This window comes from Mesorhizobium sp. M0293 (genome assembly GCF_040321735.1).
Lineage (GTDB): Bacteria > Pseudomonadota > Alphaproteobacteria > Rhizobiales > Rhizobiaceae > Mesorhizobium.
Genome location: NZ_JAMYSA010000105.1, coordinates 1 through 20,339 on the forward strand (window position 1 = coordinate 1; position 20,339 = coordinate 20,339).

Consider the following 20,339-nt stretch of genomic DNA (forward strand, 5'->3'; position numbering starts at 1 on the left):
CCCCCACCGCTTGGCGAAAGGCCGCCAGATCCGGTTCAAGTTGCGGCCATAGCCCATGCGTGCGCCGCGGGGCCGCAGGCCTGCGGGAGACGGACGGGCGCGGGAGGCGCCCGTCCGTCCGTTGCAGGTCAGATGACCGGGAAGCCAGGATGGCGCGCTGGCGGCTCCTGCCCGAAATAGTCCTTGAAGGCGGCGTCATAGAGCGCCGTTTCGTGACCGAACATGGCGATGGTGAAGGTCTGGTTGACGAAGGTCAGCCAGTCGAGATCGCCTTGCCGGAGCGCCGCGCCGTAAAGCATCGAGAACCAGCTCTTGCCGGCATCGAAGTATTTGTCCGGATTGCGCGAGGCGAGCCAGCGCACGGTCGAAAGATCGACCGCGGCAGCGTCGACACGCTTCGATTCCAGCGCCTGCAGCACGTTGGCCTGGGTGTCGATCTGCATCACCTGCGATTGCGGCAGAGCGATGTGCACGGAGGCTTCCGCATCGACGTTCTGCAGGATGGAAACACGCGTTGCCGAGCCTGCGGCAAGCAGCTTGTCGAAAGTCTTGTTCTCGGCGGTCGGAAGCGTCAGCAAGGCAACGCCTTCGACGTAGTATGGTCGGGAGAAGTTGATCAGCTGCGAGCGCTGCGCGCTCATGGTCATGAACTGGATGGTGATGTCGACCTTGTTGGTGGTCACGTTGGGGATGCGCTGTGCCGGATCCTGCATGACGAACTCGACCTTGGTCGGATCGTCGAAAAGGCCCTTGGCGAGAATGCGCCCCATGGTAATGTCCATGCCGACCAGTTCGCCGGCATCGTTCTCGAAGTGCCACGGTGCGTTGGTGCTGCCGGTGCCGACGATCAGCTTGCCGCGATCGAGCACGGTGCGCAGCAGGCTGTCGGATGCTGCCTGGGCCGCGGCCTTCCGGGCATCGACGGTTGCCAGCACGCCGGCCGTGGCCAGCCCTGCCATTCCCATTTTCAGAAAATCACGTCTTCCGGATGTGTCGTTCACGGCGACCTCCTTTCATGTTGTGTTCCCCTTGTACACAGGCAAGACACGCGTCGGTGATTTTGTCTCTTACAAGAGACGAGTGTATCCTGTACAAGACAGATATTAACACCGGGAATCGACAATGCAAGATGGCAATGCCTCCGTGATTTCAGCCGACGAGAAAATCTCGGGCTCCCGTGAAAAGGGGCTTAACCGGGTGCTCGAGATTCTGGAGTTTCTTCACACGACCCAGCGGGCGATCGGCATTGGCGACCTTGCCAAAGGGGTGAATGCACCCCGCTCGACGACCTACACGTTGGTGCGGTCGCTGGTCGATGCGGGCCTGCTGGAGATGGCAGGCGACGGCAATCGCGTCTATTTCGGCAAGAAGCTCTATCTCTATGGAATGGACTATGTGCGCGGCAACGACCTTCTGAGGCGAGGGCGCCAGGAGGTCGACAACCTGTCGCGCGAGACCGGCGAGACTTCAGAACTGTGCATGCTGCAAAGCGGTCGCTACACGATCGTCCACGCGAGCCCTGGCACCAGGCCTTTCCGGATCAGCTCCGCCACGGGCTTGCAGATACCGCTGCCCTGGACCGCTTCGGGGCGGCTGCTTCTGGCGGGACTGGAGAGGGCTGAGATCGAAGGCATGGTGTCCGACGACGATCTCGTGCTGCCCGACGGGCGCAAACTGCGGCTCGACGATTTTGTCAACGACATCGCAAAGGCACAAGTCGCAGGCTATTGCATCACCTCGGGCCTTGTCGATGCTTATACGAAGTGCCTTGCCGCGCCGGTCTTTTCAGCGCCCGGCAAGGTCGAGGCGACGATGTGCCTGGTGGTCCCCATCGATACGTCCGAGGAGCGGACCGGTGAGCTCATCGGCCTGCTGCGCAACCGCGCCGCGAAGCTTTCGATCGCCGGATAGCGCTCGAAAGCGTACGCGCCCTTCAGGCAATGATGTCGGGAATGATCTTGTCTTCCAGCGCCATCAGCCGGTCCTTGAGGAACAGCTTTTTCTTCTTCATGCGCTGAATCTGCAGTGGATCGCAGGCCATGGCGATCATGGCGTTGATGGCCGCATCGAAATCGGCGTGCTCCTGCTTCAGCCGGGAATATTCGAGCCGGATATCAGCCTGTTCCTGATCGGACATTATCTACCGTCTGCACGTCTGCGGCGCCCAAAAATGGGCCTGATTGGGCGGGGCCGGTGGGATTTTACAACCGGCGCGCAGCCCATATCACATTTCACATTGTCGTGGAATGCTACCACGGATCATTCGACATCGCTGCCGGAAGGTGACACACTGTCATCATGCCGTCACAGAAGCGAACCTGCGGTGGACGCGCCATGACGGCTGCAATCGAGGAAACCATGAAAGGGAGAACCAATCATGTCTCTTGCATCCCATCTTGATGAGTTGCAGCGGAAACACGGCGACATCGAACGTGAAATCGATGACGCGATGAACCATCCATCGGTCGATGACCTCGAAATCGTGAATCTCAAGCGACGCAAGTTGGCACTCAAGGACGAGATTGAAAAACTGAGAGGGAAACCGACCACGCATTGATGTCCTCCTGACATAGTCGCTTACCATCCGCGGCCTCTTTTTCCCGGCGGCACCTGCCGCCGGCGTGATGGGTTTTGATTTCCAGCACTGGCCATCAGCCTGAGCCGGACTTCCACCCGCTTTAATTTCCGCTCGGCTGTCACCAGATTTCGCCAGATCATCGATTGTTTCTGGTCCCTGGCGGCGGGCCGATTCCGGCCAGTGGCGACCTGTCGCCATTGACAAGCCATCTTTGCTCCTCCACCTCATGCCCGGACTTTAGCGCATCGGCCCGGAGCGCACTTTGTGCGTTCAAGTGGACGCATGGCGCTCCAAAGACAAAAGGCTGCCGGCATGACCGGATATTTTTCCTCTCCTTTCCCCCGCCGCACCTCGGTCGGCGTCGATGTCGGCGGCGTGGTCGTCGGCGGCGGCGCGCCCGTTGTCGTGCAGTCGATGACCAACACCGACACGGCCGATATCGACCAGACTGTTGCGCAAGTTGCAGCACTCCACCGTGCCGGCTCCGAGATCGTGCGCATCACCGTCGATCGCGACGAGAGTGCGGCCGCCGTGCCGCGCATTCATGAGCGGCTTCAGCGTCTCGGCATCAACGTGCCGCTGGTCGGCGATTTCCACTATATCGGCCACAAGCTTTTGGCGGACCATCCGGCCTGCGCCGAGGCGCTGGCCAAATATCGGATTAACCCCGGCAATGTCGGCTTCAAGGACAAGAAGGACCGGCAGTTCGCTGATATCGTCGAGATGGCGATCAGGTATGACAAGCCGGTGCGCATCGGTGTCAATTGGGGCTCGCTCGACCAGGAGCTTTTGACCCGGCTGATGGACGACAACCAGGACAAGGGTTTTCCGCTGACGGCGCAAGAGGTGATGCGCGAGGCGATCGTACAGTCGGCGATCCTGTCGGCCGAGATGGCGGAAGAGATCGGCCTTGGCCGCGAGAAAATCATCCTGTCGGCCAAGGTCAGCGGCGTGCAGGACCTGATCGCCGTCTATACCGAACTCGCCACCCGCTCCGACCATGCGCTGCATCTCGGCCTCACCGAAGCCGGCATGGGCTCGAAAGGCATCGTGGCTTCGTCGGCCGCGATGGGCATCCTGCTCCAGCAAGGCATTGGCGACACTATTCGCATTTCGCTGACGCCGGAGCCGAATGGCGACCGCACACGGGAGGTGCAGGTGTCGCAGGAATTGCTGCAGACCATGGGGTTCAGGCAGTTCGTGCCGATCGTTGCGGCTTGCCCCGGCTGTGGTCGCACGACCTCCACCGTGTTCCAGGAACTCGCCCAGAACATCCAGGCGGATCTGCGCAAGAACATGCCGGTGTGGCGCGAAAAATATCCCGGCGTCGAGAACCTCAAGGTCGCGGTGATGGGCTGCATCGTCAACGGTCCGGGCGAGTCCAAGCATGCCGACATCGGCATTTCGCTGCCCGGCACCGGCGAGACGCCGACGGCGCCTGTCTTCGTCGACGGCAAGAAGGCGGCGACGCTGCGCGGGCCGTCGATCGCGGCGGATTTCGAGAAAATGGTCGCCGACTATATCGAGCAACGGTTTGGTCGCGGCAAAGCCGCGGCCGAGTAGATCAGATGCAGCGTTTCCTCTGGGCGACGCTGATCCTGTTGTGCGGGCTGGGCTGGTCGACGCTGGTTCAGGCAGATCCGCCGCAATCCGCCAAGCAAAGGCTGATCGACAAGGTCTGCAACCTGATCCAGGCACATGCCGATCAGAATGGTCTGCCCAGGGATTTCTTCGCCCGGCTGATCTGGAAGGAAAGCCGGTTCGATCCCAACGCCGTCAGCCCGGTCGGCGCCGAAGGCATCGCCCAGTTCATGCCGGGCACCGCCAAGATGCGCGGGCTGGCCAATTCCTTCGACATCAACCAGGCGATCCCGGCGTCGGCTAGATATCTCGCCGAAATGAAAACCGGCTACGGCAATCTCGGGCTGGCGGCGGCCGCCTACAATGCCGGCGAAAGCCGGGTGTCGCGCTGGCTCAGTTCCGGCGGCTTCCTGCCGATGGAGACCGAGAGCTATGTCTTCGATATCATGGGCGAGCCGGCCGACAAGTTCACCGACCGGGCCTATGCCGGACAGATTGAGCCGCTCGACACAAAGTCGGATTTTGCCGTCGCCTGCCGCAGGCTGCCGGTGATCATGTCGCGGACCGTGGCGATGGCCTCGATCAACATAAAACCGTGGGGCATCCAGGTGGCCGGCAACTTCCGCCGCAGTGCCGCGATCAACCAGTGGCTCAGGGTAAGAAGCCGGTTCCCGGCCCTGCTCAGCGGACATGATCCGGTGGTCAGCCGGGTGCGCACGCCAATCGGCCGGCGCGGCATCTACGCAGTCCGGATCGGGGTCGACGACCGCGCCGATGCCAACGTCATCTGCCAGAAATTGCAAAGCATCGGCGGGGCGTGCGTGGTGGTGCGCAACCGGTAATTTGGTCCGCTGCCGACAGGGTGTTTGTCCGAGAGACATTTGAAGGCGACCGCCAGCCCGTCGCATCCAGCAAAGATTTCAGCTATAGCGGCGGCCATCATTTAGCCGCGGGCCCCGCCTCCGGCGAGCGGCACGGGCGTTATATGTTTGACGGCTACATTCTCTGCGGCACGCCGAGGACCGGCAGCACTTTGCTGTGCAAGCTCCTGGCGTCCACGAAGACGGCCGGCGATCCTCACTCGTTCTATCGGCGGCAGGACGTGCCGGAGTGGGCCGAAGAGTGGAAGCTGCCTGACCGCGACACGATGAGCGAGCTCGACTTCAATGTCGCCTATCTCGATGCGGCGATCGATGCCGGCAAGGGTGGCACAAGCATTTTCGGCCTTCGTCTGATGCGCGAAAATCTGGACGAGCTTTCGGCAATCCTCGACCGGATTTTCCCAAAGCTGCCATCTGACAGAGCGCGGTTCGAAAGAGCATTCGGCCAAATTCTCTACATACACCTCTCGCGAGAGGACAAGCTTGCGCAGGCTGTCTCCCTGATCAAGGCAGAGCAGACCGGTCTTTGGCATATCGCTCCCGACGGCACCGAGATCGAAAGAGTCGCACCACCGAAAGAGCCCCAATATGATTTCGAGCGTATCAAACGAGAGGTCACGGAACTCGAGACCCATGACGCAGCCTGGAACATTTGGTTCGAAGAGCAAGGCATAGTCCCGCTGCGGGTCAGCTATGAGCGCCTCGCCGCGAATCCGGCTGCGACCTTGCTGATCATCTGCGAAGCCCTGGGGGTCCGAGCACCCGACGCCGAGGATGTAAGCCCTGGCGTTGCAAAGCTCTCCGACGACACTAGCCTCGATTGGATGCGCCGCTATCAACTGGACGCGGCCGTCTGAGGCATTTGCGGATGCAGGCTACGCCGTCTTCGCCACCACCGTTTCGCTGAGCCAGGTGCCGATCTTGGTGCCGAGGCGGTCGGGCGAAACCGGCTTCGGCAGATAGTCGTCCATACCGGCTTCGATGCACTTGTCGCGATCGCCCTTCAGCGCATGCGCGGTGACGCCGATGATCGGTATGTGGGTGCCCGTCGAGACCTCCATGGCTCGGATGGCGCGGGCTGCTTCGTAGCCGTTCATCTCCGGCATCGAGACATCCATCAGGATCAGCTTGGGGCGCAGCGCCCGGTACATCTCGACCGCCGTGCGGCCGTTGCCGGCGATGCGGTAGCTGAGGCCCAACCCGTTGAGGATTTGGCCGAACACCAGCCGGTTGACGTCATTGTCCTCGGCAATGAGGATGTCGATCGGTCCGTTCGGCGTGGCCGTCGATTCCGGCACCAACGCGACCGGCATCGCCGGACCGCGAATGACGGTGAAGGCAGGCGGCGCTGTCGGCGGAGCCTGCACGATCGGTTCGCGGACGAACTGCGCCTTGCCGACCTGCGAGCGGGCCTTCTGGACGACCGAGATGACGGTGCCGAGCAGGACCGCGGAGCGCGCCGGCTTGGTCAGGTGCGCGGCAATGCCGAAGTCGATGATCATCTTGCCGAAATCGACCTGGTCGACCGAGGTCAGCAATACCACCGGGATGGAAGACAGCCGGCTGTCGGAAGCAATGGCTCTGGCGACATCGGCGCCGTTCATGCCCGGCATCTGGTAGTCGAGGATGATGCAGTCGACGGCGGCTCCCAGTTGGCAGGCGCGATCGAGGAAGGCCAGGCCCACGGCGCCGCTTTCGGCGGCGGCGCAATCGAAGCTCCAGCTTCTGAGCTGCTCGAGCAGGATTTCTCGGTTGACCGGATTGTCGTCGATGACCAGCACGCGCGCGCCGGTGACGTCGACCGGCACGATCTCGTCGCGAGCCGCGGCCTGATGCGCCGGCAACGGCACCGCGAACCAGAAAACCGAGCCGCGGCCGATCTCGCTCTCGACGCCAATCTTGCCTGCCATCAAGTCGACGAGGCGGGCGGCGATGGCGAGGCCAAGGCCAGTGCCCTCGTGGCGGCGGGTCGACGAACCGGCGACCTGGGCGAATTTCTCGAACACGTTCTGCAGCTTTTCGGCCGGGATGCCGATGCCGGTGTCTTCGACGCGAACCTTGAGCTGGACCACGTCATTGACGATCTCGCCGCCGACATCGATCAGCACATGACCTTTTTCGGTGAACTTCACCGCGTTGCCGAGCAGGTTGGTGATGATCTGCCGGAACCGGCCGGCGTCGCCGACGACATGGGCCGGCAGGCGCGGGTCGACACGCACGATCAGTTCGAGGTTCTTTTCGGCGACGCGTGCCGAGACCAGCGTCGCCACATCCTCGACCGCCTCGGAGAGACGGAAGGGAGCAGGATCGAGGGTGAGTTGCCCGGCATTGATCTTCGAAAAATCGAGAATGTCGTTGATGATGGTGAGCAGCGCGTTACCGGATTTGACGATGACGTCGGTGAAGGTCTTCTGACGCGCCGTCAAATCGGTCTTGGCCAGCAGTTCAGCCATACCGAGCACACCATTCATCGGCGTACGGATTTCATGGCTCATATTGGCCAGGAATTCCGACTTGGCGCGGTCGGCTGCCTCGGCCTTGAACAGGGATTCGGCGGATTCGGCAAAGGCGCGGCGGATCGCCACTTCCATCGGCCGGAAGATCCAGAAGGCGACGATGGCAAGGGCTGCGAACAGGATGCCGCTCGCCCACAGCAGCAGCCTGTCGCTGGAGGCATCGGCCAGATGGCGCTCATCGTCCATGGCGGTGCGGACGCGGACCAGCATGGGCTGGGCGAACAGGTCGTTCTGGTTGCGGATTTCGCGATAGCTCCATTCATCGACCTTCTGCGCCACCGACATCAGGTTGAAGTTGCGCACCATGTCGCGCGGCGACCAGAACAGGTCGCCGTTGACGGAAGCGGATTGGAGTTCGTTGACGGTCTTGGTCGACAGGCGCGGCCGGACCGCTGCAAACTGCGCGGTCAGTATCTCGATCTCACCGGTCAGGCGTTCTGAATGGCCGCGCGCCGATGTGGTCAGCGCATCGCGTGTCTCCGCCCGCCAGGCGGTGCCGGTCGTCTCGGCGAAGCTGGTCGCGTTGCGCAGGTCGCGGGTGAAGACGACGAGGTTGCTGCTCAGCGCATCGATGTCCCGGCGAAAGGAATTGACACGATCGAGCGCAAGCACGATGGCGGTCGAGGCCAGGGCGAAGATCAGCAATCCTGAAATATAGCGAATCCGGACCGACCGGATGAAGGACGAATATTCAGGCATGCGCAACCCCAACACATACGCACCATTTTAATGGTCGGGATTACGCTTCATTTACATTAAAATTTCGTGTGGATAGGGGAACCATGCGGACCACCGGATAGATGACAGCTTTTTGACCGTCCTTTCGTCGCCAAAGCGTGTGGCGTCTGAACGGAATTCAGGCGATCCGCTTCAGATGTTTGTTTTTATGCATGTCTTCCAAACCGAGCAGACTTTTGAGCGACATGCATCAGGCTGCCGTCACGACGAGGGCGCGGATGCGGCCTCTCACCGGACCTTCCCCGAACCGTTTCCCCATGGCATTTGCAACGTGTCGCGTTACCTCCTCCAGCGAGCCGCCGCGGGCCTCGATCTCGGCCCGCAGGGGCGTGCCCTGGCAATAAGCCACGGCCGCCTCATACGGCGACGGAGCGGCGCTCACGGCGCCCAGAGGCTCGATGGTGACGTCGCGAAATCCGGCGGCATGCAGGTCGGCGCGGATGACGTCCGCATTGTGATAGCCGTGCGGGGTCCTCGCCATGAAGCGAGGTGGATCGGCGGGGAAGAAATCGCCGAGCGCCCGCGTTGCTTCTTCGGCGAACTCGTTCTCTTCGATGGCACTCCAGACGTTGAACAGGAAATGCCCGCCCGGTCGCATCACCCGCCGAACTTGGCCATAGGCGGCCACCCGATCGGGGAAGAACATCGCGCCAAATTGGCAGACCACGGCGTCGAACCGGGCATCCTCGAAGGGCAGCGCCTGGGCGTCGGCCTGCTGCCAGATGATACGAGGATCGTCCGTCATCCGCGTGCGCGCGTGGTCGAGCATGGGCTGGTTAAGGTCGGTGGCCACGATGCGTGTTTGCGCCGGCAATCTTGCTGCCAGCGCACGCGTCACCACACCGGTGCCCGCCGCCACTTCGAGCACCGATTGCGGCCCGAGCTTCGACACTCTCTCCGCCAGATCCTGCGCATAAGGCTCGAAGATCAGCGGCACCATCGCCCGGTCGTAGATCTCGGGAATGGAACCGGTGAACAGCTTGTCGGTGGTCGACATGGCATCCCTCCAACTGTGTCCGCACCGCGTGGTTGCCGTGTGGATGGCAAAGCCATATCGATCCTCTGCTTCGGCAGGCTTCCACTCAAGTTCTATTTCTGAACCGGCCGGCGGAGGACGAGCATGCTTCGGTCAGTCCGATGTCCTGGTTGGGTCCAACCTCAGCTGTTACGCGCCGCCACGAACGTCGCCGCTTCCTTTAGAAGCTGGGCACCGTCGCCATAGGGCTCAAGCAGTGCATGCGCCTGTTCGACGAGGCCGTGAAGCTGGCTGCGCGCCCAATTCGCGCCATGCAGCGCGACCAGCGTCGCCTTGCCGGCGGCAGCGTCCTTGCCGGTCGCCTTGCCCATCTGGCTGGCATCGGCGGTCAGGTCGAGCAGGTCGTCGGCAAGCTGGAAGGCAAGGCCGATCGCGGAACCGAATTCGGCCAGCCGCTCGCGATCCTCGGCGGAGGCGCCGGCAATGAGTGCGCCTGCCTCGCAAGCGAAGCGGATCAGCGCGCCGGTCTTCATCGCCTGCAGCCGGATGATGCCGGTCTCGTCCGGCGGCGCCTGTTCGGCTTCGAGGTCGAGCTTCTGGCCGCCGACCATGCCACCGGCTCCGGCCGCACGAGCAAGCGCCAGCACCAGGGCTACCCGCCGTTCCGCCGGCAGAGCGGTCGCCTCGCCGGCGATGATGTCGAATGCCAGCGTCAGCAAGGCGTCGCCGGCCAGGATGGCGGTCGCCTCGTCGAAGGCCTTGTGCACCGTCGGCTGGCCGCGGCGCAAATCATCGTCGTCCATGGCGGGCAGGTCGTCGTGGATCAGCGAATAGCAATGCACGCATTCAAGTGCTGCCGCGACGCGCAGTGCCGCCTCGCCGTCAGCGGAAAAAAGGGCCGCACTTTCCATGACCAGGAAGGGGCGCAGGCGCTTGCCGCCGTTCAGCACGCCGTGGCGCATCGCAGCCATCAGCCGGTCAGGCCGGGCGATCTCGCCCGAAAGCGAACGATCGTCGAGCAACCGCCGCAGCAGCACCTCGACGGCGGCTGCCCGTCTGATAAGCGCCATTTCGAACGCCATTTCGTCGTCATTCGTCATGGTCGGGACCGGTAGCCGACACTCAGACATTGCGCAAGAAGCCAAGCGCCATTATGCCGGGGCAGGGAGAGCACGGGTTGGGCGGCTTGGCGGAACCGATCGTCGATCATGAAACCGAAAAGCTGGACATGGCGACGAGATCGCGAGGCGTGAACCGCCGCAGTCTCAAACGCTGGGTCCGGCGCGGTATCACCGTGGCCGCGGTGCTGGCGTTTATACCGACGGTGCTGACGCTCCTGTACCTGCCATTCTTCGTGCATCCGGTCTCGACGCTGATGCTGAAGGACCTGGCGACATTCTCCGGCTATGAGCGCCGCTGGGTATCGATCGATGACGTGTCGCCGGTGCTGGCCAATTCCGTCATCATGTCGGAGGACGGGCAGTTCTGCTTCCATCGTGGCGTCGATCTCGGCGAATTGCGGGGCGTCGTCGACGACGCGCTGGCCGGTGAAGCAACGCGCGGCGCCTCCACCATCACCATGCAGACGGTGAAGAACCTCTTTCTCTGGTCGCGGCCGCTGGGTTCGGTGCGCAAAGTGGTCGAACTGCCGCTGGCCGTCTACTTCGACGCGGTGATGTCTAAACGGCGCATCATGGAAATCTATCTCAACATCGCCGAATGGGGGCCGGGCATCTACGGTATCGAGGCTGCGGCACAGCATCATTTCGGCGTTTCGGCAAAACAGCTGTCACGACGGCAGGCCGCCCTGCTTGCCGTCTCCTTGCCCAATCCGATCGCCCGAAATCCGGCCAAACCCGGACCGGGCCTGAGACGGCTGGCCAATCTGATCGAGCGGCGCGCCGGCCGCTCCGGCGCCTATGTCGGTTGCCTGCGCTAGCCAACTCAAAAAAATTCGCGCCAGTGCTGGCCAAAACGGCACAGGGCGTGTATAGGGCACCCGACTTTCTCAGATTCCGGCCCCGACATGGCCCTTTCACGAGGGCGGGCGGGGCTTTTTGACCATGTAGTGGAGCATATCCATGGCCGTTCCGAAACGAAAAACCTCTCCGTCCAAGCGCGGCATGCGCCGCTCGGCCGACGCACTCAAGGCCCCGACCTATGTCGAGGACAAGAATTCCGGCGAAATGCGCCGTCCGCACCATATCGACCTGAAGACCGGCATGTATCGCGGTCGCCAGGTGTTGACGCCCAAGGAAAGCTGAGACCAGCTTTTCCAAAGGTTTGAATTACAAAATGACCGGCCGGTGGCCGGTCTTTTTGCGTTTGGCGGAGAAATAGCGCGCATTTCGAAGCGTGGGCGGCAATCGTCGCGGTTCTCCAGCCGGTCAACCAACTGACATGGTTGTTGCGTGCGGTCTTCGACCGTGTTCAACGCTGCCACCGAAACATCTTGACGGCGTGCTTGTGGCGCATTCTACAAAGGATTGCCCCCACATGGAGACGCCAGATGTTCGGTGCCATTCCGCTGCTGATCGTGCCTTTCGTGCTCTACAATCTCGGCCTGCTGGGAATATTCGGCAGCGGTGACGATCCGTGGGCGAGCGAGGTCTTCTCGTTCAGCATGATGTCGGGCGGGGTGTTCTCGATGACGCTTGGCGACCTGATGGTGCTGATCGGGCTGATCTTCCTGTTCCTCGAAATGGCGAAGTCGGTGCGCACCACCAATGCCTCGATCATGGACCACCTTCTGTCGACCCTGGTCTTCGTGGCGTTCCTGGTCGAGTTCCTGCTGGTGAAGGGCGCTGCCCATTCCGTCTTCTTCACGCTGATGGTCATCGCGCTGTTCGATGTGCTGGCCGGATTCGCGGTGTCGATGCGGTCGGCCAGCCGGGACATCAATCTGAATTAGAGCCGGACCGGCGCCGATGCTCAGCCCGGATCGGCGGTGAAACCGGCTGCCTCGATGCCGGCGATGGCCGCGGCCTCGTCATTGTCCGACGTATCGCCGGAAATGCCGACGGCACCGATGATGGCACCGGCCTTGTCGCGGATCAGCACGCCGCCGACGACCGGCAGCACGCGCCCGCCCGAGACGTCCGAGATGCCGGCGACGAGATGCGGGCGTTCCTTGGCGAAGGCCTCGACTTTGCGCGAGCCCATGCCGATGGCCAGTGCACCATAGGCCTTGCCGGCCGACATTTGCGGGCGCAGGAACGAGGCGCCGTCCTGGCGCTGGAAGGCGACCAGATGTCCGCCGGCATCCAGCACCGAGACGCCGAGCGGCTTGAGCTTGAGATCGGCGCCCTTGGCAAAGGCGGCATCGATGATTTGCCTGGCTTTTTCGAGCGGCAGTGCGGTCATGGCAGTCTCCTGTTTGAAAACGCGTCGATCATTGACCGTCGACGGGCGAGATAACATCCCCGTTTCGGTTGAAATTGCTTCGCGTGAAGAGGCGGGATGGAAAGCGGCCTTCGCTGACACCATCCGGATACGCGTTGCCGCTTGTGGCGCTCCAGACGTGTCTGGGGGACGGCTATTTTTTCTTGGCGCGGGTCGGCTTCTTGGCGGGTGCCGCCGGCGCATTGGCAAGATCTTCGGCTTCCTTGGCGAGACGCAGCGCCCGCAGCTTGTTGGTCTTGGCCTGGCGGGCGTCGCTCTCGGCGACGTATTCGGCCATTGCCTTCTGACGGACGGTCGCCGCCTCTTCCTGCTTCTTGAAACGCAGGTCGGCGCGCGCGCGGGCAGCATCCCGAGAGTTTTCAACCAAGACCTTATCCAATCCCGTAAATTGTGATTTTCCGTCTCTTCTAGCAGAGCGGGGCTCCAAACGGGAAAATAAAGTTGGCTACGCGGCCGTGCTGGCGGCGAGCGCCTTGCTGGCAACCACCTCCTCATAGGCGGCCTGCAAGGTCGCGCGGACGGAAGGACCCGAAGCTGTGTTGAGCGGCATGCCGAGGTGTTCGTGGCGCAACTCGTCCATGAACTTGTCCCACATCGGCTGTCCGCCCTTTTCCAAGAGTTCGGCGCGGATCGATAATTCGTCGCTGACCGGCAACCAGACGCGGCCCCAGGCGCCGAGATGGGCCAGGATCGGCACCAGCGTGATCGCCATCTCGGTCAGGCTGTAGATCGCCTTCTGCTTGTGCGACGGATCGTCGGCCTTGGTCAGCATGCCCAATTCCATCAGCCGCTTCAGCCGGTCAGCGAGGATGTTGGAGGCGATGCCTTCGATCGATCCGTTGAGCAGTTCGCGAAAGTGGCGTCTGCCGCCGAAGATCATGTCGCGAAGGATGATCAAGCTCCAGCGGTCGCCGAACACTTCCAGCGACAGGTTGATCGGGCATCCGGACCGGCGATCCATGCTCATGAGATTTCTTCTCCAAAACCGGTTGCATTATCGTATCAGTTTTATTATCGTGCAACTGATTGCAAAATGCAATCAGTATTGCGAAGAGGGAGACTACGCCATGACGACGATCGAACGTCCCATAATCATGTCCGAGTCCTTTGGCGATCCGGCAAACCCACCGCTGTTGCTGATCATGGGAGCGATGGCCTCCATGCTCTGGTGGCCGGAAGCATTGTGCCGGAAACTGACCGATGCCGGCCTGTTCGTGATCCGCTATGACAATCGCGATACCGGCCGTTCGACCAAATACAGACCGGGCGAGCCGCCCTACACATTCGACGACATGGCGGACGATGCGATGCATGTCCTCGACGAGCACGGCATCGGCAAGGCGCATGTCGTCGGCATGTCGATGGGCGGCATGATCGCACAGCTTGTGGCGCTCAAGCACCCATCCCGCGTCGCGTCGCTGACCGTGATCAGCAGTTCGCCGGTGGGGACAGACACTTCGCATCTGCCGCAGACGGGCGATGCCTATGCCGAGCATTCAGCCGAGGGCGCTCAGGTCGATTGGTCGGATCGTGGCCAGGTCATCGATTTCATCGTCAGGGATGCGCGGGCGATCGCCAGCACCGCGCACCCATTCGACGAGGCCCGGATGCGTGCCTTCGTTGAGCGGGACTACGATCGTTCCGGCGGTTTCCTGAGCGCGACCAACCATTTCATGCTTCGGGGCGGTGACGCATGGAAGGGCCGGCTGCACGAGATGACGGCGCCGTTGCTGGTCATCCATGGCACGGCGGATCCGATCTTCCCGGTCGAGCATGGCGAGGCGCTGGCCGAGGCGGTCTCCGGCGCGAAAATCATTCGCATCGAAGGCGGCGGCCATGAGCTGCATCCGGACGACTGGACGAAGATATCCGCCGCTATCGTCGCCCATACCCAAGCCGCTTACGGCGACAAAAGCAGGCCTTGACGGACAGCGCCTGTCGCAAAGTTAATGCTTCAGTATTTGCCTCCGGTTGGCAGCGCAGTGCCGGCCATCGACGAACCACGAGACCGACGAGCAAGACATGTCCCTGACACTCCATTTCCATCCACTGGCCTCCTTCTGCTGGAAGCCGCTGATCGCGCTGTACGAGAACGGCACGCCGTTCTCGCCGGTCATTGTTGATCTCGGCGATGCCGAGTCGCGCGCGGCCTTCCTGAAGATTTCGCCGACAGGCAAGATGCCGGCGCTGCGCGACGATGCGCGCGACCGCACAGTGTTGGAATCGACCATCGTCGTCGAATATCTGGCCGCGCACTATCCGGGGCCGGTCGACCTCGTTCCCGCCGACATAGACCTGGCGCTGGCGATCCGCCAAGCCGATCGCTTCTATGATTTTTATGTGCAGGAGCCGATGCAGAAGATCGTCGGTGATAGGCTACGGCCGCAGGACAAGACCGATCCGTTCGGCGTCGAGCAGGCTCGTGCCCAGCTGCGCATTTCCTACGCCATCATCGAGCAGGAGATGCTCTCCAGGACCTGGGCGATGGGCGACGCCTTCACCATGGCCGATTGCGCTGCATCCCCCGCGCTGTTCTATGCCAACAAGGTCGAGCCGTTCGGCGACAACTACCCGGCCGTGAAGCGCTATCACGACCGGCTGCTGCAGCGGCTTTCCTTCGCCCGGGTGATCGAGGAGGCGCAGCCTTACTTCAAGTTCTTTCCTTACAACAACGGCTGATCGCGATGCTGCTTCGGTCAGCCAGCTGGGCGAGGGTGCTGACCGAGCGGGGCGCCTTCTTGCGCAGCGAAGCTTGATCTTCGCGGCGCGTGTTGCGAACGGGGTCAGGCTTCCCAGAACTGATCGAGCCAGATGTTGAGTTTGAGGAAGCCGTTGTTGCTCACCGCATAGACGCGCCTCGTCCCTTCCGGCTTGGCGTTGACCAGGCCGGCATCGAGCAGCACTTTCAGATGTTGCGAGACGGCCGGGCGTGAAACCGGCAAGCCGGCGGCCAGTTCGGTGACGGTTTTCGGGCCGCGGCGAAGTTCTTCCAGAAGATGGCGCCGATTGGGATCGGCAATCGCCATGAAGGCGTCGGAAAACATCATGCCTGTATTAGTGAGGCAAAGCCTTTCGAATCTCAACCGTCTGCTTCTGCTTTTCTTCTGGGATCAAGCCGCAATGCTTCCGGCGTCACCGAACGGTCGGCCGGCTGCGTCTTGAAGGCGTCACGATCGCCGATCGGCACCGGAGCGCGGCGGCTGATGCGCAGCAGCGTATAGCCCGCCAGGCAAAGATGCGCGAAGGCGGTCGCCAGGAACAGGCCTTCCGGGCGCATCCAGCCCATCAGGGCGGCGGCCAGCAAGGGTCCGATCATCGTGCCAAAGCCGTAGAGCAGCAGCAGGCCGCCCGACACCTTGACGAAATCCTCCGAGCGCGCGTGGTCGTTGGCATGCGCCACGGCGATCGAATAGAGCGTGTAGGCGAAGGCGCCATAGGCTGCAGTGAAGACGATGACGAAAACGCCGGAGCGTGGCTCGAACAGGAAGATCATGAGCGCGAACAAGGCCGCACCGAAAGCCGCCCCCGCCAGCACGAAACGCCGGTCGGTCTTGTCGGACATGCGCCCTGCCGGAAGCTGCATGGCGGCACCGGCAACGACCACAAGGCTCATCATCAGGGCGATCTCGGCCGTGGAGATGCCGATGCGGGCGCCGTAGACCGCGCCAAGCGTGCCCCAGGCCCCGTTGGCAATGCCGATCAACACGCAGGCGACCGCCGAAACCGGCGAATTGGCATAAAGGCCTTTGACGTCGAGCGAGACATCCTGCAGCGGCTTGGGGTGGGAGGCGGTCGAGACCGCGGTCGGAATGAGCGACAGGCAAAACAGGATGCCGGTGATCATGAACAGCGACGCCGATTTCACGTCGCCGCCGGCGACGATCATCTGCCCGCCCATGATCGAGGCATAGGTGACCATCATGTAGAGGCCGAAGACGGTGCCGCGATTCTCGTTGGTGGCCTTCTCGTTCAGCCAGCTTTCGATGACCATGAAGGCGCCGGCCATGGTGAAGCCGGTGAAGGCGCGCAGCAGGATCCAGACATATTCGTCGATGATCAGGCCGGTGAGCAGCGCCACGATGGCGCCCGACGCGGCAAAGGCGCCGAAGGCGCGCACGTGGCCCGCGCGGCGTACGATGCGCGGCGCGAAGAAGCAGCCGGTGACGAAGCCGCCGGCCCAGGCCGTGCCCATCAGGCCGAGCGATGCGGTCGAGAAGCCTTCCAACTGACCGCGTAGGGGCAGCAGCAGCCCGTGCAATCCAGACGCTGCCAGCAGGAAGGCGGTGCCGCGAAGCAGCGAGAGGATCGGACGGTAGGTTGCGAACATTGTTTGATCCGGCTCATGTTTGACAGGGGCGCTGGGTCTGAGGACAGTCGCATTCGGGTTTTTCGGCGGCGGGCTTTGCGCCCGCGCTTCTATCCGCGGCGGAACAGCGCCTCGGCAGCCGATTTGGTGGTGTCCTTGGCCTTGAGCTCGGCCTCCAGCCTGGCGATCTCCTCGCGCAAGATGCCGATGCGTTCCGACAGCTCGCCAACGGAAAGCAGCGAGAGGTCCTGCCCGATCTCGTGCGGGCGCGCCTTCTTGGGTTCGTCGTCGAAGATCGCCATCGTCGCTCCTCCCTGATTTGGCCATTTGCCTGATTTGGCAATCAGCATACATAGGGCAGGGGCGTCGATGCAAACAGCCGATCGGATAACGGCGAGGAAAGACGGGAAATGTCATGGCGAACGGACAGAAAATTCCGGCAAGAATGACGGCCATAGCGATCTCGGAGCCGGGTGGCCCACGGGTGCTGAAGCCGGAAACGCGCGACGTACCGCAGCCCGGTCCCGGCGAGATCCTGATCAAGGTGCATGCCGCCGGCGTCAACCGGCCGGATATCCAGCAGCGCAAGGGCGCCTATCCGCCGCCGCCCGGCGCGTCGGACCTGCCGGGCCTCGAGGCGTCGGGCGAAGTGGCGGCCGTTGGCGATGACATATCGCGCTGGCGCATCGGCGACCGCGTCTGCGCGCTGACGCCCGGTGGCGGCTATGCCGAGTATGTCAAGGTTCATGCCGGCAGCGTCCTGCCGCTGCCGGCCGGCTTCACCCACACCGAAGCTGCGGCCGCGCCGGAAAACTACTTCACCGTTTGGCACAATGTGTTCGAGCGCGGCGGCCTGAAGCGCGGCGAGACGCTGCTCGTCCATGGCGGCTCTTCCGGCATCGGCACCACCGCAATCCAGCTGGCCTCGGCCTTCGGCGCCTATGTGATCACCACTGCCGGCAGCAAGGAGAAATGCGATGCCTGCCTGAAGCTCGGCGCCGACCGCGCGATCAACTATCGCGAGGATGATTTCGTTGCCGCGGTGAAGGAGGCAACGGGCGGCAAGGGCGCCAATGTTATCCTCGACATGGTCGGCGGCGACTACGTGGCGCGCAACTACGAGGCCGCGGCGGTCGAAGGCCGTATCGTCCAGATCGCCGTGCAGGCCGGTGCTGTCGCAAGCGCGGACTTTTCGAAGATCATGGTCAAGCGGCTCGTCCACACCGGTTCCACGCTGAGGCCGCGCACCGTGGAGTTCAAGGCGGCGATCGCGGCGGCGCTGGAAGCGCAGGTATGGCCGTTGCTCGGTACCCGCAAGGTCGCTCCCGTCATGGACATGATCTTCCCGCTCAGCGAAGCCTGGCGGGCGCATGAGCGCATGGAAGACGGCGAGCATATCGGCAAGATCGTGCTCGACGTCGGCTAGGCCGGCATCGCTTGGATCTCGACACGTCCTGAGCGGCGCCTCACTGCCTACGAGATGAACAGAAGCTTAATGCTGCAATGCAGCATTTGCATCATTGCTATGCAAAATCAGCCATTCAAGTCCTCATCGATGATGACTATTTGAGCATCATCGAAACGAACAATCCTTGGAGGACTACCATGAACCCGATCCGCGCTTTCCGTAACTGGCGCATGTACAACGAGACCGTGCGCGAACTGAACCGCCTCAACGCACGTCAGCTCAGCGATCTCGGCATCAACCGTGGCGATATCGAAAAGATCGCCCGCAGGGCCATCTGATTTGAGCATGGTCCGCTCCAAGGAGCGGACCATGCCGTAGAAGCAAGAGCCGAAGCAGACGGTTTTGCCGTCGCCGGTTCCGAGCCCGCTGGACCCTGTCCGGCGGGTTTTGTCGTTTTGGGCGCAGTTTCGCTCGCGGCAATGGCGCGAGCGCCCTGGCGACAGCCAGTTCGGCGGTGTCAGCAGCTTTTGTGCCGGCAGCTTTTCACGATAGGAATTTTTTCTTGACTCCGTGCCCTCAGCTATGGTACATATTCGTCCATGGTGCTGATTTGCGCCAGTGACCCGCCGCAAGGCGGGTTTTTCGTTTGATGCTCCGTCAGCCAATGCGCAGGCGAAGGCTGCGAAGGAACCCGTTAACCCGAGTTCGTTGCCCTGCCGTTGCTTCCAAAAACATTGCGAAACAACAATGGAACGGTTATACAGGCCGCGAATTTCCCATTTTGGTGGCTCTAAACCACCGCCCGCGCGGGAACGCGGGCGAACGAGAAGGATTTTTTAAATGGCCAATACGCTGCTTATGCCCAAGGCGACCGCCGTCTGGCTGGTCGACAACACCGCGCTTTCCTTCGAGCAGATCGCGCAGTTCTGCGGGCTGCATCCGCTCGAGGTCAAGGCGATCGCCGACGGCGAATCGGCGCAAGGCATCAAGGGCATGGACCCGATCATGACCGGCCAGCTGACCCGCGACGAGATCGCGCGCGCCGAGAAAGACCCGAACCAGCGCCTCAAGCTTTCGGACCCCAAGGTGCGGGTGCCCGAATCCAAGCGCAAGGGTCCGCGCTACACGCCGCTTTCGAAGCGCCAGGACCGGCCGAATGCAATTCTCTGGCTGGTGCGCAACCATCCCGAGCTCAAGGACGCGCAGATCTCGCGCCTCGTCGGCACCACCAAGTCGACGATCGAGCAGATCCGCGAGCGCAAGCACTGGAACTCCGCCAATCTGCAGCCGATGGACCCGGTGACGCTGGGCCTTGCGTCGCAGATCGACCTCGACATGGAAGTCAATCGCGCCTCGCGCGGTCGCGAACAGGCGCAGCCGGTCGGTGACACGCTGTTGCCGGCGGCCTTGACCGAGCGGCTGGTGCCGGCTCCCGAGAAACCGAAGGACGAGGATGCCGAACTCGATGCCAACGCCGTGTTCGCCAAGCTCTCGGCGCTGAAGTCGAAGAACACGGACAATGACGACGACGAGTGAGACGTCGCACGCCCAATGGAAAAAGCCCGCTTCGAGCGGGCTTTTTTGTGCCGTTTTCTCAGGTTCGCGCGGCGCGATCCGGCGCCATGCCGTAATCCTCGCTGCGCTCCACGGCCCGGTAGAAGTCGGCAAGCTGCTTGCCGCGCTCCGGTTTGAAGATGCGGCCGGCGATGACCACCGAGGCGATGCGGTCGATGCGGAAGGCGCGAAAATCGTCGCGCATCTCGCACCAGGCGACCAGCGTCCACACCTTGCCCCAGAACCACAAGCCAAGCGGGCGGATATCGCGGGCGGTGCCGCGGCCGGCCTCGTCCGAGTAGTCGATGGTCAGCACCTGGCGCTTTTCGACCGCGCGCTCGATCAGGTCGATTGCTTCGCGGGCGGCATCGCTGACCACCCACATCGGCGTGTGGATCT

The 20,339-nt window shown here is 62.5% G+C and carries 25 protein-coding genes; 13 read left to right on the forward strand and 12 right to left on the reverse strand.

What is annotated here, in order from left to right; genetic code table 11:
• Window positions 1-128: 128 nt before the first annotated feature.
• Entirely contained in the window at window positions 129-1,001 is an 873-nt protein-coding gene (locus NKJ06_RS27935; RefSeq protein ID WP_502905653.1) for a transporter substrate-binding protein, read from the reverse strand.
• Window positions 1,002-1,122: 121 nt separating this feature from the next.
• Between NKJ06_RS27935 and NKJ06_RS27940 the strand changes: the two genes are divergently transcribed.
• The gene (locus NKJ06_RS27940) at window positions 1,123-1,911 is read left to right on the forward strand and encodes an IclR family transcriptional regulator (RefSeq protein ID WP_352632806.1); all 789 of its coding nucleotides are present in this window, start codon (window positions 1,123-1,125) and stop codon (window positions 1,909-1,911) included.
• Window positions 1,912-1,933: 22 nt separating this feature from the next.
• Here NKJ06_RS27940 and NKJ06_RS27945 read toward each other — a convergent pair whose 3' ends face one another.
• Window positions 1,934-2,137 carry a YdcH family protein gene (locus NKJ06_RS27945; RefSeq protein WP_023757446.1) on the reverse strand — a complete coding sequence of 68 codons (204 nt, stop codon included), beginning with the start codon at window positions 2,135-2,137 and terminating at the stop codon, window positions 1,934-1,936.
• A gap of 240 nt (window positions 2,138-2,377) precedes the next feature.
• Here NKJ06_RS27945 and NKJ06_RS27950 point away from each other — a divergent pair, with 240 nt between their 5' ends.
• From NKJ06_RS27950 to NKJ06_RS27965, 4 genes are all read left to right on the forward strand, one after another.
• Window positions 2,378-2,557, forward strand: coding sequence for a YdcH family protein (locus tag NKJ06_RS27950; RefSeq protein ID WP_013529217.1), 180 nt, complete (start codon window positions 2,378-2,380; stop codon window positions 2,555-2,557).
• Between the two features lie 333 nt (window positions 2,558-2,890).
• Window positions 2,891-4,141, forward strand: a complete 1,251-nt coding sequence (ispG, locus tag NKJ06_RS27955) for a flavodoxin-dependent (E)-4-hydroxy-3-methylbut-2-enyl-diphosphate synthase (protein ID WP_352632805.1) — start codon at window positions 2,891-2,893, stop codon at window positions 4,139-4,141.
• A 5-nt stretch (window positions 4,142-4,146) separates the two neighbouring features.
• Window positions 4,147-5,001 carry a transglycosylase SLT domain-containing protein gene (locus NKJ06_RS27960; protein WP_352632804.1) on the forward strand — a complete coding sequence of 285 codons (855 nt, stop codon included), beginning with the start codon at window positions 4,147-4,149 and terminating at the stop codon, window positions 4,999-5,001.
• Complete coding sequence (locus NKJ06_RS27965) at window positions 4,977-5,897, forward strand: Stf0 family sulfotransferase (RefSeq protein ID WP_352632803.1); 921 nt, start codon at window positions 4,977-4,979, stop codon at window positions 5,895-5,897. Before NKJ06_RS27960 ends, NKJ06_RS27965 begins: the two co-directional genes overlap by 25 nt.
• Window positions 5,898-5,915: 18 nt before the next feature.
• Here NKJ06_RS27965 and NKJ06_RS27970 read toward each other — a convergent pair whose 3' ends face one another.
• The 3 genes from NKJ06_RS27970 to NKJ06_RS27980 form a co-directional block, all read right to left on the reverse strand.
• Window positions 5,916-8,255 carry a response regulator gene (locus NKJ06_RS27970; RefSeq protein WP_352811367.1) on the reverse strand — a complete coding sequence of 780 codons (2,340 nt, stop codon included), beginning with the start codon at window positions 8,253-8,255 and terminating at the stop codon, window positions 5,916-5,918.
• A 229-nt stretch (window positions 8,256-8,484) separates the two neighbouring features.
• Window positions 8,485-9,291: a class I SAM-dependent methyltransferase gene (locus NKJ06_RS27975; RefSeq protein WP_352632801.1), complete on the reverse strand. Its 807-nt coding sequence runs from the start codon at window positions 9,289-9,291 to the stop codon at window positions 8,485-8,487.
• A gap of 161 nt (window positions 9,292-9,452) precedes the next feature.
• Window positions 9,453-10,370 (reverse strand): polyprenyl synthetase family protein, encoded by a 918-nt coding sequence (locus NKJ06_RS27980; protein WP_352632800.1) that lies wholly within the window; start codon window positions 10,368-10,370, stop codon window positions 9,453-9,455.
• Window positions 10,371-10,447: 77 nt separating this feature from the next.
• Between NKJ06_RS27980 and NKJ06_RS27985 the strand changes: the two genes are divergently transcribed.
• The 3 genes from NKJ06_RS27985 to NKJ06_RS27995 all read left to right on the forward strand — a co-directional run bounded on the left by NKJ06_RS27985 (window position 10,448) and on the right by NKJ06_RS27995 (window position 12,181).
• On the forward strand, window positions 10,448-11,209 hold the full coding sequence (locus tag NKJ06_RS27985; protein WP_352632799.1) for a biosynthetic peptidoglycan transglycosylase: 762 nt from the start codon (window positions 10,448-10,450) through the stop codon (window positions 11,207-11,209).
• A 142-nt stretch (window positions 11,210-11,351) separates the two neighbouring features.
• A complete protein-coding gene (gene rpmF, locus NKJ06_RS27990; RefSeq protein ID WP_008834724.1) occupies window positions 11,352-11,534 on the forward strand; it encodes a 50S ribosomal protein L32 in 183 nt (60 codons plus the stop codon).
• Window positions 11,535-11,779: 245 nt separating this feature from the next.
• On the forward strand, window positions 11,780-12,181 hold the full coding sequence (locus NKJ06_RS27995; protein WP_013529226.1) for a hypothetical protein: 402 nt from the start codon (window positions 11,780-11,782) through the stop codon (window positions 12,179-12,181).
• Between the two features lie 20 nt (window positions 12,182-12,201).
• Here NKJ06_RS27995 and NKJ06_RS28000 read toward each other — a convergent pair whose 3' ends face one another.
• From NKJ06_RS28000 to NKJ06_RS28010, 3 genes are all read right to left on the reverse strand, one after another.
• Window positions 12,202-12,633 (reverse strand): GlcG/HbpS family heme-binding protein, encoded by a 432-nt coding sequence (locus NKJ06_RS28000; RefSeq protein WP_023810947.1) that lies wholly within the window; start codon window positions 12,631-12,633, stop codon window positions 12,202-12,204.
• A gap of 172 nt (window positions 12,634-12,805) precedes the next feature.
• Window positions 12,806-13,039 (reverse strand): hypothetical protein, encoded by a 234-nt coding sequence (locus NKJ06_RS28005; RefSeq protein ID WP_127296851.1) that lies wholly within the window; start codon window positions 13,037-13,039, stop codon window positions 12,806-12,808.
• Between the two features lie 78 nt (window positions 13,040-13,117).
• On the reverse strand, window positions 13,118-13,639 hold the full coding sequence (locus tag NKJ06_RS28010) for a winged helix-turn-helix transcriptional regulator (protein ID WP_352632798.1): 522 nt from the start codon (window positions 13,637-13,639) through the stop codon (window positions 13,118-13,120).
• 100 nt (window positions 13,640-13,739) lie between these two features.
• Between NKJ06_RS28010 and NKJ06_RS28015 the strand changes: the two genes are divergently transcribed.
• Entirely contained in the window at window positions 13,740-14,597 is an 858-nt protein-coding gene (locus tag NKJ06_RS28015) for an alpha/beta fold hydrolase (RefSeq protein WP_352632797.1), read from the forward strand.
• 97 nt (window positions 14,598-14,694) lie between these two features.
• Window positions 14,695-15,351, forward strand: a complete 657-nt coding sequence (locus NKJ06_RS28020; RefSeq protein ID WP_352632796.1) for a glutathione S-transferase family protein — start codon at window positions 14,695-14,697, stop codon at window positions 15,349-15,351.
• Window positions 15,352-15,455: 104 nt separating this feature from the next.
• Here the strand turns inward: NKJ06_RS28020 and NKJ06_RS28025 are convergent, their stop codons facing one another.
• From NKJ06_RS28025 to NKJ06_RS28035, 3 genes are all read right to left on the reverse strand, one after another.
• Window positions 15,456-15,719, reverse strand: a complete 264-nt coding sequence (locus tag NKJ06_RS28025; protein WP_352632795.1) for an ArsR/SmtB family transcription factor — start codon at window positions 15,717-15,719, stop codon at window positions 15,456-15,458.
• A 32-nt stretch (window positions 15,720-15,751) separates the two neighbouring features.
• Window positions 15,752-16,999 carry an MFS transporter gene (locus tag NKJ06_RS28030; RefSeq protein WP_352632794.1) on the reverse strand — a complete coding sequence of 416 codons (1,248 nt, stop codon included), beginning with the start codon at window positions 16,997-16,999 and terminating at the stop codon, window positions 15,752-15,754.
• Window positions 17,000-17,088: 89 nt separating this feature from the next.
• Window positions 17,089-17,280: a DUF1192 domain-containing protein gene (locus NKJ06_RS28035; protein ID WP_352632793.1), complete on the reverse strand. Its 192-nt coding sequence runs from the start codon at window positions 17,278-17,280 to the stop codon at window positions 17,089-17,091.
• Window positions 17,281-17,393: 113 nt separating this feature from the next.
• Between NKJ06_RS28035 and NKJ06_RS28040 the strand changes: the two genes are divergently transcribed.
• The 3 genes from NKJ06_RS28040 to NKJ06_RS28050 all read left to right on the forward strand — a co-directional run bounded on the left by NKJ06_RS28040 (window position 17,394) and on the right by NKJ06_RS28050 (window position 19,922).
• The gene (locus NKJ06_RS28040) at window positions 17,394-18,404 is read left to right on the forward strand and encodes an NAD(P)H-quinone oxidoreductase (RefSeq protein ID WP_352632792.1); all 1,011 of its coding nucleotides are present in this window, start codon (window positions 17,394-17,396) and stop codon (window positions 18,402-18,404) included.
• Window positions 18,405-18,583: 179 nt separating this feature from the next.
• Window positions 18,584-18,724, forward strand: a complete 141-nt coding sequence (locus NKJ06_RS28045; RefSeq protein WP_352632791.1) for a DUF1127 domain-containing protein — start codon at window positions 18,584-18,586, stop codon at window positions 18,722-18,724.
• A 502-nt stretch (window positions 18,725-19,226) separates the two neighbouring features.
• On the forward strand, window positions 19,227-19,922 hold the full coding sequence (locus NKJ06_RS28050) for a DUF1013 domain-containing protein (protein WP_023810957.1): 696 nt from the start codon (window positions 19,227-19,229) through the stop codon (window positions 19,920-19,922).
• Window positions 19,923-19,980: 58 nt separating this feature from the next.
• On the opposite strand, the gene NKJ06_RS28055 is transcribed toward NKJ06_RS28050, so the two are convergent.
• A partial coding sequence (locus tag NKJ06_RS28055) for a helix-turn-helix transcriptional regulator (RefSeq protein WP_352811372.1) occupies window positions 19,981-20,339 on the reverse strand: 359 nt, incomplete at its 5' end.

Bases quoted from the DNA above. Each gene is read 5' to 3' on its own strand.
- NKJ06_RS27940 (WP_352632806.1), top strand. From the start codon at position 1,123: ATGCAAGATGGCAATGCCTCCGTGATTTCAGCCGACGAGAAAATCTCG.
- NKJ06_RS27945 (WP_023757446.1), bottom strand. From the start codon at position 2,137: ATGTCCGATCAGGAACAGGCTGATATCCGGCTCGAATATTCCCGGCTG.
- NKJ06_RS27950 (WP_013529217.1), top strand. From the start codon at position 2,378: ATGTCTCTTGCATCCCATCTTGATGAGTTGCAGCGGAAACACGGCGAC.
- ispG (WP_352632805.1), top strand. From the start codon at position 2,891: ATGACCGGATATTTTTCCTCTCCTTTCCCCCGCCGCACCTCGGTCGGC.
- NKJ06_RS27960 (WP_352632804.1), top strand. From the start codon at position 4,147: ATGCAGCGTTTCCTCTGGGCGACGCTGATCCTGTTGTGCGGGCTGGGC.
- NKJ06_RS27970 (WP_352811367.1), bottom strand. From the start codon at position 8,255: ATGCCTGAATATTCGTCCTTCATCCGGTCGGTCCGGATTCGCTATATT.
- NKJ06_RS27975 (WP_352632801.1), bottom strand. From the start codon at position 9,291: ATGTCGACCACCGACAAGCTGTTCACCGGTTCCATTCCCGAGATCTAC.
- NKJ06_RS27980 (WP_352632800.1), bottom strand. From the start codon at position 10,370: ATGACGAATGACGACGAAATGGCGTTCGAAATGGCGCTTATCAGACGG.
- rpmF (WP_008834724.1), top strand. From the start codon at position 11,352: ATGGCCGTTCCGAAACGAAAAACCTCTCCGTCCAAGCGCGGCATGCGC.
- NKJ06_RS27995 (WP_013529226.1), top strand. From the start codon at position 11,780: ATGTTCGGTGCCATTCCGCTGCTGATCGTGCCTTTCGTGCTCTACAAT.
- NKJ06_RS28000 (WP_023810947.1), bottom strand. From the start codon at position 12,633: ATGACCGCACTGCCGCTCGAAAAAGCCAGGCAAATCATCGATGCCGCC.
- NKJ06_RS28010 (WP_352632798.1), bottom strand. From the start codon at position 13,639: ATGAGCATGGATCGCCGGTCCGGATGCCCGATCAACCTGTCGCTGGAA.
- NKJ06_RS28015 (WP_352632797.1), top strand. From the start codon at position 13,740: ATGACGACGATCGAACGTCCCATAATCATGTCCGAGTCCTTTGGCGAT.
- NKJ06_RS28020 (WP_352632796.1), top strand. From the start codon at position 14,695: ATGTCCCTGACACTCCATTTCCATCCACTGGCCTCCTTCTGCTGGAAG.
- NKJ06_RS28025 (WP_352632795.1), bottom strand. From the start codon at position 15,719: ATGATGTTTTCCGACGCCTTCATGGCGATTGCCGATCCCAATCGGCGC.
- NKJ06_RS28030 (WP_352632794.1), bottom strand. From the start codon at position 16,999: ATGTTCGCAACCTACCGTCCGATCCTCTCGCTGCTTCGCGGCACCGCC.
- NKJ06_RS28035 (WP_352632793.1), bottom strand. From the start codon at position 17,280: ATGGCGATCTTCGACGACGAACCCAAGAAGGCGCGCCCGCACGAGATC.
- NKJ06_RS28040 (WP_352632792.1), top strand. From the start codon at position 17,394: ATGGCGAACGGACAGAAAATTCCGGCAAGAATGACGGCCATAGCGATC.
- NKJ06_RS28045 (WP_352632791.1), top strand. From the start codon at position 18,584: ATGAACCCGATCCGCGCTTTCCGTAACTGGCGCATGTACAACGAGACC.
- NKJ06_RS28050 (WP_023810957.1), top strand. From the start codon at position 19,227: ATGGCCAATACGCTGCTTATGCCCAAGGCGACCGCCGTCTGGCTGGTC.